The 15775-nt window shown below is 45.2% G+C and carries 12 protein-coding genes; 4 read left to right on the forward strand and 8 right to left on the reverse strand.

Annotated features, from left to right (window positions below):
* From AC1DXF_RS27065 to AC1DXF_RS27075, 3 genes are all read left to right on the forward strand, one after another.
* Nucleotides 1–393, forward strand: a 393-nt coding sequence (locus tag AC1DXF_RS27065; RefSeq protein ID WP_477451811.1) for a transposase, incomplete at its 5' end; no start/stop codon positions are given.
* Nucleotides 394–856: 463 nt separating this feature from the next.
* On the forward strand, nucleotides 857–1405 hold the full coding sequence (locus AC1DXF_RS27070; RefSeq protein ID WP_477451812.1) for a flavodoxin domain-containing protein: 549 nt from the start codon (nucleotides 857–859) through the stop codon (nucleotides 1403–1405).
* 1 nt (nucleotide 1406) lies between these two features.
* Nucleotides 1407–1859 (forward strand): pyridoxamine 5'-phosphate oxidase family protein, encoded by a 453-nt coding sequence (locus tag AC1DXF_RS27075; RefSeq protein WP_477451813.1) that lies wholly within the window; start codon nucleotides 1407–1409, stop codon nucleotides 1857–1859.
* A gap of 891 nt (nucleotides 1860–2750) precedes the next feature.
* Here the strand turns inward: AC1DXF_RS27075 and xth are convergent.
* The 6 genes from xth to AC1DXF_RS27105 all read right to left on the reverse strand — a co-directional run bounded on the left by xth (nucleotide 2751) and on the right by AC1DXF_RS27105 (nucleotide 11990).
* Nucleotides 2751–3527: an exodeoxyribonuclease III gene (xth, locus tag AC1DXF_RS27080; protein ID WP_477451814.1), complete on the reverse strand. Its 777-nt coding sequence runs from the start codon at nucleotides 3525–3527 to the stop codon at nucleotides 2751–2753.
* A 91-nt stretch (nucleotides 3528–3618) separates the two neighbouring features.
* Nucleotides 3619–3795 (reverse strand): hypothetical protein, encoded by a 177-nt coding sequence (locus AC1DXF_RS27085; RefSeq protein ID WP_477451815.1) that lies wholly within the window; start codon nucleotides 3793–3795, stop codon nucleotides 3619–3621.
* Between the two features lie 398 nt (nucleotides 3796–4193).
* Entirely contained in the window at nucleotides 4194–5315 is a 1122-nt protein-coding gene (locus AC1DXF_RS27090; RefSeq protein WP_477451816.1) for a glycoside hydrolase family 76 protein, read from the reverse strand.
* Nucleotides 5316–5416: 101 nt separating this feature from the next.
* On the reverse strand, nucleotides 5417–7219 hold the full coding sequence (locus AC1DXF_RS27095) for a RagB/SusD family nutrient uptake outer membrane protein (protein ID WP_477451817.1): 1803 nt from the start codon (nucleotides 7217–7219) through the stop codon (nucleotides 5417–5419).
* 19 nt (nucleotides 7220–7238) lie between these two features.
* Complete coding sequence (locus tag AC1DXF_RS27100) at nucleotides 7239–10574, reverse strand: TonB-dependent receptor (RefSeq protein WP_477451818.1); 3336 nt, start codon at nucleotides 10572–10574, stop codon at nucleotides 7239–7241.
* Nucleotides 10575–10811: 237 nt separating this feature from the next.
* The gene (locus AC1DXF_RS27105) at nucleotides 10812–11990 is read right to left on the reverse strand and encodes a FecR family protein (protein WP_477451819.1); all 1179 of its coding nucleotides are present in this window, start codon (nucleotides 11988–11990) and stop codon (nucleotides 10812–10814) included.
* 226 nt (nucleotides 11991–12216) lie between these two features.
* Here AC1DXF_RS27105 and AC1DXF_RS27110 point away from each other — a divergent pair, with 226 nt between their 5' ends.
* The gene (locus AC1DXF_RS27110) at nucleotides 12217–12435 is read left to right on the forward strand and encodes a hypothetical protein (protein ID WP_477451820.1); all 219 of its coding nucleotides are present in this window, start codon (nucleotides 12217–12219) and stop codon (nucleotides 12433–12435) included.
* A gap of 26 nt (nucleotides 12436–12461) precedes the next feature.
* Here AC1DXF_RS27110 and AC1DXF_RS27115 read toward each other — a convergent pair whose 3' ends face one another.
* The gene (locus AC1DXF_RS27115; protein ID WP_477451821.1) at nucleotides 12462–13043 is read right to left on the reverse strand and encodes an RNA polymerase sigma factor; all 582 of its coding nucleotides are present in this window, start codon (nucleotides 13041–13043) and stop codon (nucleotides 12462–12464) included.
* Between the two features lie 303 nt (nucleotides 13044–13346).
* Nucleotides 13347–15521, reverse strand: a complete 2175-nt coding sequence (locus AC1DXF_RS27120) for a glutamine synthetase III family protein (RefSeq protein ID WP_477451822.1) — start codon at nucleotides 15519–15521, stop codon at nucleotides 13347–13349.
* Nucleotides 15522–15775 lie beyond the last annotated feature (254 nt).

A 15775-nucleotide genomic window follows, 5' to 3' on the forward strand; every position in this document is an offset into this window, starting at 1 on the left:
CCCGAACAAATTATCATCACTACCGCATCTGAGAGCGATTTGAACGTCTTTAAGCAGGATTGGGGCGGCATAACAAACCGGACCTTCTTTGGAGACAAAATATATCATGATATACCATACTTTAAAGACTTAGAAATAAAAGCAAACGCAACTATGCTTACACCTGTCAAAGCTGTAAAGTGTCAAGCAGAAGAACTTAAACAACGAGATAAAGCTGCAAATGATTTATTTGGAACGGCCGTTTCAACGRTTAGGCAACCTATTGAATCCCTATTTAATTGGTTGATTGAAAAAACAGACCTGCAAAGAGCAAGTAAGGTCAGGTCTACCAACGGGCTGCTCGTACATGTATTCGCCAAAATCGCCGCCGCTTTCATCTATCTTATTTTTTAACCCTTGATTCGCATTAGTTAGTATCAAGTATCAAGATTTTTTTGGGGAAAGTATGGAGTAGTTGGTATTCGACGAGGGATTTTTAGGGTTCATTACGATATGACTTTATGACCAAATAACCGCCATGCATAGTTCGCGATTGCCGCGCTGCGCTCGCAATGACATAGGTTTATGACCGGATATATTACCGCAGCTGTTTTGCGACTTGCTACTTGCTACTTGCTACTTTTTCATGCAACTGTCTTGCTACTTGATACTTGCTACTTGCTACTTTTTCATGCAGCTGTCTTGCTACTTGCTACTTTTTCATGCAGCTGTCTTGCTACTTGATACTTGCTACTTGCTACTTGACACTCGCTACTTGATACTAAAAGAGACGCCCATCAGCTATTCCCATGACCATGGTCATTTTCCGCAAGGACGCGGTTACCTAAATTGCCGAAAATAAAAACCGGGAAAAGCCATGAATGGGATCATTATATATCAGGGTAAATACGGCGCAACTGAGCAGTATGCGCAATGGCTGGCGGGTGCGCTGCATATGCCATTTTTGAAAGCAGACCAGGTTACGCCCGCAATACTTGCCAGTTATGACCTGGTTATTCTTGGCAGTTCTGTTTACGTTGGTAAATTTACCATTGGAAAATGGCTGAAACGGAACATTAGCTTACTGACGGGCAAGAAGCTATTCTTATTTATTGTGTGCGGTACGTCGGCTGAAGATAAGGCAGAGCAGCAGCAGTTGCTGCAGACGAACCTGGAACCCGGGGTTATGAAAACGAAGGGGACATTTTTTCTGCCCGGGCGGTGCGTTGTTTCCAAACTGTCGTGGAAAGATCGCTTTGTGTTAAAAATGGGGGCCATGCTACAAAAAGACCCACAAAAGAAAGCTGTTATGAACCATGGGTTTGACCATATGGACAAAAAATGTTTGCGGAGCCTGATTTTGGCGGTAGGCCTGGAACGTGAATTGAAAGGGGCGACGATGCCTAACGCAAACGGGAGACACTGAAATGTTAGGGAAACTGAACGAAACGCAGATAGAAGAACTACTTAAACGACAGGTTACCGGCCGCATAGCCTGTACTGACGGTGGCATGCCTTATATTGTGCCCGTGAATTATGTTTACGATGGAAAACAGGTTATCGGGCATAGCACAACGGGTAAAAAGATGGAGATGATGCGTAAGAACCCGCGGGTGTGTTTCCAGGTTGACGACATAAAAACTATTTTTAACTGGCAAAGCGTGATTGCCTGGGGGCGGTTTGAAGAGATTACCGATATTACAGAAAAGGAGCAGGCCATGACGGCCATTACCCACCGTTTAATGCCCTTTGCCGAAAAAACGGCCAATCACCCTTCCCACGGTTTGGCCGAACGAGAAGAGGACATCGGCACCAAACTCGACCTCATCCTATACAAAATAGTACTTGTTAATAAAACAGGCCGGTTTGAACGGAATTAATCGGGGGTATCCTGGCTGGATTTTTAGAGGGCATGGGCGCATTGTGCTTATAACGATGTGTTTGTAAGTTATTGATTGTCAGTATTATTAAAATTTAATTATGTCATTGCGAGGAACGAAGCAATCGCGAACTATGCAAAGCGGACCAGCACAGTTCGCGATTGCCACGCTGCGCTTATAATGACATGTTTGTAAATAGCTGACTTTCAGCTCTATATTTTTTAGTGATTTATGTCATTGCGAGGAACGAAGCAATCGCGAACTATGTATGGCGGACCTGCACAGTCCGCGATTGCCACGCTATCGCTTATAATGACATCGATATAAGTTATTGATTATCAAATGTATTTTTTATTCCCCTCTCGAGAGGGGGCGGGATGGGGAGTGCGTTGGCAGGGGTGTGTTTTTCCGCGTTCATTGCGCGTGCATAAACACACCCCTCCGCCCCTCTCAAGAGGGGAATCGCACATTTCCACCGCTTTTTAAAAGGGATCCGCAAAATTTTTCATCTCTACATTAAGTCCCATTTGCAATCATGTCATCCCCATTTTTTCCAGGTTTTACCTGATGGTTACTCGCAATGACATAGTTGTTGTGATGCTCTGGAACCAACACGTCATCCCCATTTTTTTCTGGTTTTACCTGATACTCACTCGCAATGACATGGGTTTATCATGCCAGCGATGTGTGGCACCGAAATAAATTCCGCATAATTGCGAAAATCTAAAACAAACCCTGTCGTGAGCAATTTTCACCACTCACCACTCACCACTCACCACTCACCACTCACCACTCACCACTCACCACTCACCACTCACCACTCACCACTCACCACTCACCACTCACCACTCACCACTCACCACTCACCACTCACCACTCACCACTCACCACTCACCACTCAATCTCAATCCACACCGGGCAATGGTCGCTGGTTTTTTCCCAGCCGCGTACGTGGCGGTCGACGCCGGCGGATTGGAGGCGGTCGGCTACGTGGGGGCTGAGGAGGAAATGGTCGATACGGAGGCCGGCGTTGCGGCCGTAGGCATTGCGGAAGTAGTCGAAAAAGGTATAGATCACCTCGGTGGGGTATAGTTTACGGATGGCATCCGTCCAGCCCTGGTCGACCAGGTTTTTGAAGGCCAGGCGCACTTCGGGGCGGAAGAGGGCATCGTCAAGCCAGCGCTCGGGTTTGTAAACGTCCAGTTCGGTGGGCATTACGTTGTAATCGCCGGTAAGTATAGCAGGCATACCATGCGCCAGCAAGCCCGATGCATGACTGGTAAGGCGCTCGAACCAGCGCAGCTTGTACTCCAGCTTGGGGCCGGGCGCCGGGTTGCCGTTGGGCAGGTACAGGCAGCCGATGACAATGCCGTTTACAAAAGCTTCGATGTAGCGGCTGTGCTCATCGTCGGGGTCGCCGGGGAGGGCATTACGGAGTTCTTTGATCTCGTAATCTTTACGGGCCAGGATGGCTACACCGTTCCAGCTTTTTTGGCCATGCCATATGGCGTTGTAGCCGGCATCGGTAATGGCCTCCAATGGGAATTTATCCTGGGGGGCTTTTAGTTCCTGCAGGCAAACTACATCGGGCGTGGTTTCGGCAAGCCAGCGCAACAGCACCGGCAGCCGGCCGTTTACACCGTTAACATTATAGGTGGCAATTTTCATTTGTTATTAGTTGATTTTTAATGAAAACCAGTTACGAAAATTAGTCCATAAATGTCAAAAAGTATCATTTTTTTGCATAAAATTTGATAGGCTAAGAGAACAACCCGTGTGTGACTTCTTCAGTTTCGGAGTCGCCATAATAAAAGATGGTTAAGCCGCGTGGGCCATCGGTGATGGTAAGAATGTCCTGGCGTTTGATATTGTTTTCGTTGATAAAAAGCGCCAGCCGGTCTGGGGTGTTGAAAGAGTCGGTTTTTACGATGATCATGGGAGCATATTTTTGTATTAAGATAGCGTTTCCGGTAGTTTGTTACAGCGGTTACGGGGGAGTCTTAAGTCGGAAGTCTGCAGTCCAAAGTCGGAAATGTTTTGGGTATTAAGCCGGAAGCCCTGGGTTGAAAATCCTGAGCCTGTTGAAGCAGAAAATATGACTTTGGACTTAAGACTTATGGTTTTTTGATCGAATTGTTAAAGTGTTGATTTTCAGGCTAAAGGTGTTCCATGTCTTGTTTTTGCAAATATGTAAAGTGTTGATAATGAACGATGAAGATGTTCCACCCGTTCCATGCGTTTCACCCGTTCCGGTGGAACGCTGCAGCGGTAATATCCTGCAAAAAAGCCCGCCGTTTTTCAACGGGCAGGCCTATCATAGGTACAGGTAGGGTGTTACTTTGTTGTGGGCGGGCAAAGCTGCATAAAGGTTACTATACTGCTGGCCTCATATGATTGTATGTTGCCGGTAGGGCAGGCTACCGCGTAATTGCGGTAGGTGAGGTTGCGGCTAGCGTCTCGGTTTTTCCAGCCGGTATTTACATTGTTTTGAATCCAGCTTAAATACTGGCTTTGGCCAGCCTCGGTTATCAGCTGCATTACGTACTGGGCAAATATGGCTTTGAGTACGCCCTGCTCATTAAAGTCGCCCTCGGCGGGTAGTATGCCATTGGTACACAGGCTGTTCTTTACATAATCGGTGTATAGTTTGGCGTCGTTAAGGTAGGCGGCATCGTTAGTTTGCTTGTACAAAGCTAGTGCGGCCCCAATTGCCGTGCCCGAGTTATAGGTGTAGTCCTGGCCGCCGGCGGGGTTATTGCCAATTTTGTTATCGTTCACCTTGCCCGTCGCATCAACCAAATTGGCTTTGCTCCAGGCATATATGGATTTGGCTTTATCAAGGTAGCCGGTATCGCCGGTAATGTTATACAGGCGCATGGCCGCTATCACGGTAGGGAAGTTGATACAGGCGTTTTTGCCGCTATGCTGAAAATCCCAATACATGCCACCATTCACAGGATCATATGAGCCCGCCCATACATGATCAAACCCTTCTTTGGCTTTTTGCAGGTAGGTAGCATTGCCGGTAACCTGGTGGGCGCGGGCCAGGGCCATTACCCACCACATCATATCGTCGTAAATAAACCATACGGTGTGGTTGGTCCAGTTGTAGGCATCGTAGTGGTTATAGTTGCCCTGGTAAACATCGCCAATCATAGTCATCTGGGCGGGGGCTTTGGTGCGCTGGTATACGTTCATGGCCATATCCCAGTAGATGGCCTGTGTCCAGATAGCGGCCACGCCATCCTTTTTAGTCGTGCTGTAATACAGCTTGTTAGCCGTATCATAAAATGCGCTGTTAAATGCGCTGTAAGCCAGGTCGGCATCGCCTGCGGTAAAATCCTGGTTAATGGGTTTAACCACCGAGGTTTTGGCGGGCTTGGTATCTTTGCCCTTACTGCAGCCGGCAAAGCTTATAAACAAACTCAGTGCTAAACAACAGGTTAACTTTTTCATAGTGAGGTTTTAAATGGAACAATACCCCTGGATAGGATAGGGGGACCGGTTAAAAAAGCAGCAACGGGTTTTCCGCTGCTGCTGCAATTGTGCGGCTGGTATTACCAGCCCGGGTTTTGGACTAATTTTTTATCAGTATCCACGTCCCTCTGGGGAATTGGGAAAAAGTAATGCCGTTTGCTGAATACGCGTGTTTCAAACGTTACCACGTTCAAAAAGTCGGGTAAATCGGCATTGATATTAAGGCCTTTGATAGGGCCGTTATCTGTTTGCTCGGCAATTTTCCAACGGCGTACGTCAAAAAATCTTACGTTTTCAAATGCAAGCTCAACCCGGCGTTCCTTGCGGATGGCTACACGCATTTCGGCCTGGCCGGCGGGTACCGGCAGGTTTGTTGATCCGTATACCGGGATACCCGCCCTATCGCGGATGAGGTTCAAATATTTAAGGATATCGGGGTCGCCGGGAGCGGCCTCGTTCAGCGCTTCCACGTAATCCATGTAAATGTTGGCTAAGCGCAACAGCATAAGCGTACGGCCGCCAACGTTCCAATTGCCCAGTCCCATCATTTTGCGTACTACGTAGCCGGTAGGGGTATAGTCGTTACCGCCGGTTGCCTTGCCCGAGTTTCCGTGGTTGTACAGCTGCGTGATAAGTTCGCCGCCGTTGGTGTTTAACCAGGTGCTGCCATTGTAAGTGATGTCAACATAAAACCTCGGCTCGCGGTTCACCCATTGGTTGTAAATGCCGGCTTTGGTGTATTTGGTATCGGTAGTTGAGTTGCCACTGCTTACATAGCCCGAACCTGCATCGGTAATGCTTTTGCCATTGGCCATAAAAAAGGCATCAACTATGTTTTGCGTGGCACCCAAACCTCCGGAACCCCGTTTTTCGGACGGAGCGCCATTATGATAGGGCGTCAGCTCGTACTGGCGGGAGTTTAAAGAATTGTTGGCACGGGCCAGGATAACCTCTTTATTCCAGTCGGTTAACCACAAATCGCGGCAACTGAGGTAGGGATCATAATTGCCCGAACCATCATTTTTGCGGAACAGGTCGTACACCGTAGGTACAAACTGGGTTATAAAGTCCTTATAGGCATCGGCTGCCTTTTTCCATTTGTTAACATCGGCGGTCTGGCTTATCAATTGTTTACCATCCGCGTTTTTTAATGCGGCCTCATCGGTATTGCCATTATATAACGGACTTGCCGCCATCAACAGTGTTTGCGCCCTGAAAGCTAAGGCAATACCTTTGGTGATACGGCCGTAGTTGCTATCGTTATTGGGGGTAACCGGCAAATTATCAGCTGCTGCTTTCAACTCGGTTTCAACATAGGCAACGCACTCATCAAATGAGCTACGGGGCAACTGTACATCATCAAAGCCGGCATCGGGGGCTATAACTTCATCTCCTAATAACACTACCGGGCCATAAATACGCATCAGGTAATAATAAAACATGCCGCGTAAAGCTTTTGCTTCTGCTCTGTATTGTGCTTTAAGCTGATCGGACATATCCTTTACTTTATCTACATTGGCAATAAAAAAGCTTGCCGAGCGGATGCCCTTGTAATAGTTAACCCAGTAATCAGATACGAAGCCGGAGTTGGCATCCCAGTTACCAATGTTTACATCGTTTGATTGTACAAAGCCCCAATCGTAGTCGGCTTCGTCACATCCTCCTGTCCATAAGCCGGCATTGCGGTTGCCGCCGGGGTTGCGCTGGCCAAATTCATCGGGTATGTTATTGTATATATTGGCCAAAAACTTTTCAGCGCTGCTGCGGCTGTTAAAGGTTTCATCTAATGATAACCTGTCGTTTGGTACCTGGTCTAAATATTTTTTGCAGGAAGTGGTGACCGTTAAGACCAATACCGTTGCGAATAATAATATCTTTTTCATGATGCTGTCTTAATATTGATTAAAATTTCAGGTTAAGGCCTAATGAAAGCGTTTTAACATTTGGATATTTGGCGCCCGTTGCGCGGCCATTGCGGTCGGTGTTCAACTCCGGGTCCCAAAGTTTAAAGCTGCTGAAGGTTACCAGGTTGTAGCCGATAAAATAAATCCTGGCGTTTTTGATTTTGAATTTGCTGAACAGATCTGTTGGCAGATTGTAGCCAAATTCTGCAGTTTTCAGCCGTACAAACCCGACATCTTTTACCCACCATGAGCTTGCCTGCGAGTTGTTGAAGTTTTCGCTGTCGCCATAAGCCAAACGCGGGTAAAATACATTCTGGCTTGGGTTTTCCGGCGTCCACCTGTTGGTTGCATTGTTGTAAATATTGCTGCCGCCATCGCCATTAAACGGAATAGCGCCCGCGCCGCCCAGCATAATATCCGCATGGGCCACGCCCTGGAAAAAAGCACCCGCATAAAAGCCTTTGTAGCCTACATTAACGCCAAAGCCATACACTGTTGATGGTACATCGCCATTGCCAATTTTGGTTTGATCGTAAGCGTTTATCAGGCCATCGTTATTGATATCCTTATACTTAATGTCGCCTGGTTTTACCTTAGTTTTATCGCCCGGTACTGCGCTTTTGTCAATCTCGGCCTGGTCAACAAATAAACCTTCGGCCTGGTAACCATAACGGGCCAATATAGGGTTGCCACGGTGTTCGAGCCATGGATACAGCTGGGTAGGCCTGTCATCCTCAACTATTACTGCTTTGTTATAGGTAAAAGTACCGCGCAGACCTACTGATACTTTGCCAAACTGCGCATTGTAATCGAGAGTTGCATCAATACCTTTGTTATCGGCTACACCCAGGTTGCCCTGTGGCTGACTTACCAAACCAACAAAGCCCGGTACCGACTGTCTGTCTAAAAAGATTCCGGTGCGGTGTTCTTTAAACAAATCCACAACCAACGAAAGGTTATCGTGTAGCGTCTTTATTTCGAAACCCAGATCCTGCTTGTGCGATTTTGCCCAGCTTACCGCTACACCATATTTAGTTACGTTGATACCATTAATGCTTTCGAAGTTTTTGCCGAAAGTATAACCGCCATCGTTTGAGCCAATTTCAGATACGATGGTTAAATAGCCAAAGCGCTTATTCTGCCCAAGATCATCGCTGCCTACAAAGCCGTCGGAGTAGCGAAACTTAAGGAAGGTTATGGCATTTTTAAGCGGATCGAAAAACTTTTCGTTTGATACTATCCAGCCGGCGCCGAATGACGGAAAGAAACCGAAACGCCTGTTAGGATCAAAGTTTTCTGACCCGTTATAACCAAAGTTGGCTTCAAAAAAGTAACGGTCATCATAAGAGTAAGTTCCCCTGCCGGCCAGTCCAAGATACCTGAACGGTATGGAACCCTGGAAATCGCCCGCAAACGCTAAAACCCTGTCGCGCGCGTTGCCCAGCACCAGGCCGCTTACACGATGTTTGCCAAAGCTCCTGTCATAGTTAATGGCTGCTTCGGTGTAAGTTTGTCTTCGGCCATCGTTGCTTCGGCCATAGCTTAAATAATTGCCGCTGCCAGTATAGGTACGCACCAGGTTTAGGGTACCATCTGCATTGTATGGGTTATTTGAATCGGGGAAATAAGTATCCTCACGTTTTGACCGGTTAATGTTATGCGAGCTATAATTGTCAAACGCAAACATGGCGGTGGCGCTTAAACCCGGAGTAATAAATTTAAGATCCTGGGTTAAGCGGAGGTTGGAGTTTACCGTATTTTCGAAAAAAGTATTGTAGCCCCTGCGGGTTAAGTCGGCATAGGGGTTACGGAAACCGCCGTTGGCCGATTTTCCGGGAATAAAACCGCCCGGGTAGGCTATGGGGTACTCTACCGGTGGTACAGATAAGGCATTAACAAACAAATCCTGGGTTGCAATTGATGGCCCGTTTGAATTTGCCGTATAGCCCTGTACGCCCAAATCAAGCTTGGTTGTGCTGGTAAGTTTAAGATTTAAATTACTCGTAAAGTTGTACCTGGTATAAGTTACATCGGAGTTATATTGTGCCAGGTCGTCTGTTTTCAAAAAACCGGCTTCGTTATAATAACCTACCGATACGTAATACTGCGCGTTATCAACACCGCCGCTTGCGTTAAAATTTGCCCGCCTGTTATGCCCGAATTTATTGAAGGTAGCATCCAGCCAGTCGACATTAGGGTACAATAGCAGATCTGTTTGATTGGCCGTATTGTTAATATAATCCTGGGTATATTTTGGTTGCTGGCCACGGGTAGTAAGGGCCTCATTGGCAAGGTTCATAAAAGTTACACCATCAGCCAGTTTAGGGCGCCTGGTAAAAGTGGTAACACCTTCGTTATAATCAAGGTAAATTTGTGTTTTGCCAACTTTTCCGCGCCGGGTTTGCACCAGTACTACGCCATTGGCGCCGCGTACCCCATACACAGCGGTACTTGATGCATCTTTTAAAATAGTAAAGGAAGCAATATCGGTGGGATCGATGGCACTTATGCTGCGCTCAACCCCATCAACCAAAACCAATGGGGATGATGAGCCCCCGCCAAAGGTGGCAATGCCCCTGATCCAGATATCGGCCACATCCTTCCCCGGTTCGCCGGAGCGCTGTACGCCAACCACACCCGAAATGCGGCCTGCCAGCGAAGCTGTAATATTTGAGGTAGGAAGCTTTAATTCCTCGATGTTTACCGTTGATTGTGCGCCTATGAGGCTTACCTTACGTTGTACGCCATAGCCTACTACAGCAACCTCGTTGAGGATATTGCCTGCCTCTTTCATTTTTAAGCTGATTACCGTTTGAGTGCCTACCGGTACCTCGATAGTTTCAAACCCAATGAAGCTAAACACCAGTACCGATTCAGGCGATGGCGCGGATATGGTATACTTTCCATTCGCGTCAGTTGATGTGGCAGAATATGTCCCTTTTATACCAACAGTAACGCCTGGCAAGGGCAAATCCTTGCTATCGGTAATTGTACCGGTTACTACAATAGCCGCCCGGCTTTCTTTAACTATTTCTTCGGACGTCTTGCGTTTAACTACTATGGTATTGCCGTCAATAACATAAGTTAAACGTTTACCGGCCAGGCAAACAGAAAGGGCATCCCGGATGGATGCATTGTGTAAGTTAACATTTATTGATGTCGATTGCTGAATAATCTCGGCATCGCATAGGATATTGAATTTAGTTTGTTTTTGTATTTCGCGAAACACTTCCTCGAGCGAAACATTTTTTTGCGACAGGCTTATTCGCTGGCCATAGCTTTTTGCGCTAACCTGCAATAAAAATCCTATCATTATAACTAAAGTTAGCTTCATTATTAGCAATATCTTAGTATAGATGCCGCTTGGTTTACGGCATAAATAATGAGGAAAAAAATTCATAATTTTGAATAGTTTGGGTTTATAACTGAATATGGTTTGTCAAGATTTATATAAGGGTAACCCGGGCTATTGCCAACAGGCATTTAATTGTCCAGGAGTGTTGCAACCACTTCTGGATTTTTTTTGCACTGTAATAAAATAGCGGGTTTTAATCCCCGGAAGTGTGTATAACTATTTCATCACCGTGATCCTCCTTCCTTCAATGGTAAAGTGGGCAACCCCTGTTAATTCAACCACCTTTAGCACTTCAGATACATTATCAAATTTGGATACTGTACCCCATATCGCTTTTTTAGGTGCGTTTTCCTGGTACACAATATCTACGTTGTACCACCTGGACACTTTTCTTAATATGCTTTGAATATCTTCACTGGCAAACATAAAATTGTCGTTTTTCCATGCTACGGCTTCTTCAACGTCAGCTTTGGCTACACGGAAGTTGCCGGCTTGTTTATTAAAGCTTCCTTGTTGGCCTGGTGCCAGCATTACCTGCCCGCTATTGCTGGTCAGCTTAACCGAGCCTTCCAATAGTGTGGTTTTTAAGGTATTTTCATCGTCATAGGCATTTACATTGAAGTGGGTGCCCAATACTTCAACCTGTACTTTATTTGCCGTAACTTTAAATGGCATGGCCTTATTTTTGGCTACTTCAAAATAAGCCTCGCCGGTAAGCTCCACATTCCTTTCGGTACCGGTAAAAGCAGTTGGGAACCTTAACGAAGATGCTGCGTTTAGCCAAACCGCTGTTCCATCAGGAAGTATAACCTGGTATTCGCCACCTCTTGGGGTTGATACGGTATTGTATTGAACAGCAGCAACGCCGGCGCCCGATGTTTTGTAGGAAACCAGTCCATTATTTACTTTATTGATGATGGTTTGCCCCTGTTTGGTTATCAAGCCATTTTTTGCCTGGTTAAGAACAATTGTTTGCCCGTTGGCAAGCGTAAGTATAGCCTTGTTGCTACCGGGGGCCACATCGTTTTTAAACCTTTCTTTGCGCGATGCCAATTGATAATTATGGGGCTTTTGCTTAAATAAAAACAAGCCTGCGGTAAGTAAAATGATTGCAGCCGCTGCAACTGAGATCCATTTTTTAAACGGATATGGTTTGCGATGTTGTTCCTGGCCGATGCCAGCCTCCAGCCTTTGCCAAACGCTGTTACTTATTTCAGGATCGATGGCGCGGTGCTGGTTTATTTCCTCGTTGAAACCGGTTTGCAAATTTTTAAGCAGTAAGCGGCCTGCCTCATCTTTTTTGAGATGATCGAATAGTTCTTCTGCTTCGGCAGGAGTACATTCATTCAATAAATACTTGTTCAGCAGGTGCTGGTAATTCTTTTTAGGATCCATAATCGTTTGTATATATCCTAAAGACTGATAGCCGGGGGGGTATAGGCGAAAATATTTTTTTGGCAAATCACAGGCTATGGTGCAACCTTTTGCTCAATGCAAGCGTCACATAACATATAACGCTTATGTATTATTGAATAATTTAATATATAATACAACGTTTATATAGGTATTTATACAATTACATGCTACCCGCACCGAAAAATAACCAATAGCCCCGAATTATATGGAAGATCATATTTGGATGCTTGTTACCAAAAAAATGGCAAATGAGGCTACCGGGGAGGAGTTAGATGAATTAGACAACTTGCTTAAACAAAATCCAATTGCCCATAATTCGTTGAAATTGCTTTTTGATTGGTGGGATACTGATGATAAGCCGGGCGAAGGCAACACCCATTTGCAGTTTAAAAAGATATTGGAAAGGATAAGTTATAAAAAGTAAAACCGAGGCACACTTGCCACTTACTACTATTTCATCAATTCGACAATTAACAAACTAAATACAATATCGGCGTTTTGCCTGAAATATTTTTTAATACTTTTCATGGCGGCCATCATATGCTCTTTAACAGTATGTTTGCTGATGCCCAGTATTTGAGCGGCTTCATCATAGGTTTTGCCTTCCTGGCGGCAGAGGTTAAAAACTTTTTTGCATTGTGGCGGTAACTGTTCAACCGCGCCGCCAAGTAGTCCGGCATATTCGTTCCATTGTAAATCGGCTTCGCTTTCTATGGCCTGTTCTTCAATAATGCTTATTACTTTGGCCCTTAGTTCGGTTTCGACGGCAATTTTTTTAATCAGTTTAAATACCTGGTTCCGGCTTATTTTATACAGGTAACCAGCTATACCGTATTCGGGCTTTAGCTGTTCGCGAATTTCCCATAATTTTAAGAAAACATCGTGGATCACATCTTCTGCCAGCTCAGGCATTTTCAAAAACCTTAATGCGTAATAATATAACTGACTATGGTACTTGTCATAGATTTGCTTATAAGCTTCTACATCGCCGCCCTTTAGGCGTTCGCAAAGCACAATGTCATTAACGGTCATTTAAATAGGTAATTGGATGATGGTAATACAATTATCGCTCAAAAAAATTGGTTTATACAAAAAACTTTCTGAAAAGGCATTTAGCTGAATCCGGATGCGTGTTTATGGAAGTTCCGGGCATGAGTTACACACAGACGACAGCCAACCCGGTAACACGGTACCTTTTTAAGCCGATGCGGGTTTTTAAGTGAAATCCACCCCATATAATATATATAAATAAAAAGCCGCTAATTCCTAAAAATTAGCGGCTCTGTAATAAACAGGCATTCGTAAAATCCGCCTAAATCCGCGTAATTAGTGTGTCTATTTCAAAAATAACAGCTCCCTGAACTTAGGCAACGGCCACATGCCATCGTCTACCAGTTGCTCCAGCTTATCAACCCGGTAACGGATAGGGGCAAAAAATGATTTTACCTTTTCATCATAGTCAATGGCACGCTGGCGGATGTCTTCCACTGCGTTTGCTGTTTTACGTGCATCAACCATTTGGTCAACATTGGTTTTAATGAAGTTTACGTGGTCGGCAATTTTTGTGATTATATCAAGCTGGGCTTCATAGGATGACGGGGCAAGTCCTAAATCTTTTAGGCCTTTCACATTATCTATCAGCTTGGTTTGATAGGCTATTGCCGCCGGGATAATCACATTTTGCACCAGTTCGCCTATTACACGCGCTTCTATCTGTAGTTTTTTGTAAAAGCTGTCTAATAATATTTCGTGACGCGCATGTGCTTCACGCGGAGTAAACACACCCGTTTCGGCAAACAGGATCTCGGCTTTTTCGGCCAAAAATGCGTCCAATGCTTTTGGTGTGGTCTTAATATTAGCTAAACCGCGCCGTTCGGCTTCCTTTTCCCATTCCTCGCTGTATCCATTGCCTTCAAAACGGATGTTTTTTGATTCTTTGATGTATTTTTTAATAACGATCAATAAGGCAAGATCTTTCTTTTCGCCTTTTTTGATCAGTTTATCTACATCATACTTGAATTTCCTGAGTTGCTCGGCCACAATCAGGTTGAGGATGGTCATCGGGCTGGCCGAATTGGCTGATGACCCAACTGCTCTTAATTCAAACTTGTTACCGGTAAATGCAAATGGCGAGGTACGGTTACGGTCGGTGTTATCGGGTAGTATCTGCGGAATCTTCGGAATGCCCTGCCATAACAGGTTATCCTCTTTTATTTTTTTGCTGATGCGCGATGTTTCTATCTCATCCAGCACATCATTTAGCTGGCTGCCCAGGAAAATAGATATGATGGCAGGAGGGGCCTCATTGGCGCCCAAACGATGATCATTGTTAACAGATGCTATCGATGCCCTTAACAGGTCGGCATGTTCATGAACGGCCTTTATGGTATTTACAAAAAAGGTTAAGAACATAAGGTTGTTCTTAGGCGTTTTACCCGGCGATAACAGGTTTTTACCCGTGTTGGTAATTAACGACCAGTTATTGTGCTTGCCAGATCCGTTTATGCCGGCGTACGGTTTTTCGTGCAGCAATACTTTAAAGTTATGCCTGCGCGCCACGCGGTCCATCAAATCCATCAAAAGCTGGTTATGATCAATGGCCAGATTTATTTCCTCGTAAATTGGGGCACACTCAAATTGCGATGGGGCAACCTCATTATGGCGTGTTTTTAACGGTATACCTAATAATAAGGCCTCGGCTTCCATATCCTGCATGTAAGCATACACCCGCTCCGGTATCGAACCAAAGTAATGATCTTCTAACTGCTGGTTTTTGGCAGATATATGGCCAAAAAGGGTGCGGCCGGTTAAATAAAGATCGGGGCGTGCGTTAAATAAGGCAATGTCGACTAAAAAGTATTCCTGCTCTAACCCTAATGAGGCATTCACCTTCTCAATTCCTTTATCAAAATAGTGGCAAACGTCAACCGCTGCTTTATCAAGTACGCTTAAGGCTTTTAATAAAGGTACCTTATAATCTAAAGCCTCGCCGGTGTATGATACAAATACGGTGGGGATGCATAAGGTACGCGCCATTAAAAAGGCAGGAGACGATGGGTCCCAGGCGGTATAGCCGCGGGCCTCAAAGGTGTTACGGATGCCACCGCTTGGGAAACTGGATGCATCGGGCTCCTGTTGCGATAAGGCATCGCCGCTAAAACGCTCAATAGCGCCGCCATCAGCTGTAGATTCAAAAAAAGCATCGTGCTTTTCGGCGGTGGTGCCGGTGAGCGGCTGAAACCAGTGCGTATAATGAGTGGCCCCTTTGCCCAAAGCCCATGATTTCATGGCCGAGGCTATTTGCTCGGCCAGGTCGCGGGGAATAGCTTCACCTTTTTCTATGGAATTAACGATACCCTGGTACGCTTCTGTAGAAAGGTATTCCTTCATTTTCTTTTTATCGAAAACATTGGCGCCAAAATAATCTGAGATTTTGGCGGCAGGCGGTTTAACTTCAGGGATGGTCCTGTTCAGAACGTCCTGAAGCGCTTTAAATCGAATGTTAGGCATTTTTATATATAGGTTTATATACGGTTTTAAATAAAGACAAATTCAAAAATAGAACTATCCTTTAAAATATGCATTAAAATTTGACGAAATAAAATGATTTGAGCTGCTATTGTACCGTAGAAGCCATAATCTGTTTGAATGATGATGGCTGTTTTTTTTGACCAGATGGGATGGAAAATTACTTTTTATGTTAATTTATTTCGTTTTTATTGGTAAAACAGGCTGTTTTTGTCGTTTTGTATGCTAAAACACCT

The sequence above is a fragment of the Mucilaginibacter sp. P2_A5 genome (assembly GCF_056404995.1).

Bases quoted from the DNA above. Each gene is read 5' to 3' on its own strand.
- AC1DXF_RS27070 (WP_477451812.1), top strand. From the start codon at position 857: ATGAATGGGATCATTATATATCAGGGTAAATACGGCGCAACTGAGCAG.
- AC1DXF_RS27075 (WP_477451813.1), top strand. From the start codon at position 1,407: ATGTTAGGGAAACTGAACGAAACGCAGATAGAAGAACTACTTAAACGA.
- xth (WP_477451814.1), bottom strand. From the start codon at position 3,527: ATGAAAATTGCCACCTATAATGTTAACGGTGTAAACGGCCGGCTGCCG.
- AC1DXF_RS27085 (WP_477451815.1), bottom strand. From the start codon at position 3,795: ATGATCATCGTAAAAACCGACTCTTTCAACACCCCAGACCGGCTGGCG.
- AC1DXF_RS27090 (WP_477451816.1), bottom strand. From the start codon at position 5,315: ATGAAAAAGTTAACCTGTTGTTTAGCACTGAGTTTGTTTATAAGCTTT.
- AC1DXF_RS27095 (WP_477451817.1), bottom strand. From the start codon at position 7,219: ATGAAAAAGATATTATTATTCGCAACGGTATTGGTCTTAACGGTCACC.
- AC1DXF_RS27100 (WP_477451818.1), bottom strand. From the start codon at position 10,574: ATGAAGCTAACTTTAGTTATAATGATAGGATTTTTATTGCAGGTTAGC.
- AC1DXF_RS27105 (WP_477451819.1), bottom strand. From the start codon at position 11,990: ATGGATCCTAAAAAGAATTACCAGCACCTGCTGAACAAGTATTTATTG.
- AC1DXF_RS27110 (WP_477451820.1), top strand. From the start codon at position 12,217: ATGGAAGATCATATTTGGATGCTTGTTACCAAAAAAATGGCAAATGAG.
- AC1DXF_RS27115 (WP_477451821.1), bottom strand. From the start codon at position 13,043: ATGACCGTTAATGACATTGTGCTTTGCGAACGCCTAAAGGGCGGCGAT.
- AC1DXF_RS27120 (WP_477451822.1), bottom strand. From the start codon at position 15,521: ATGCCTAACATTCGATTTAAAGCGCTTCAGGACGTTCTGAACAGGACC.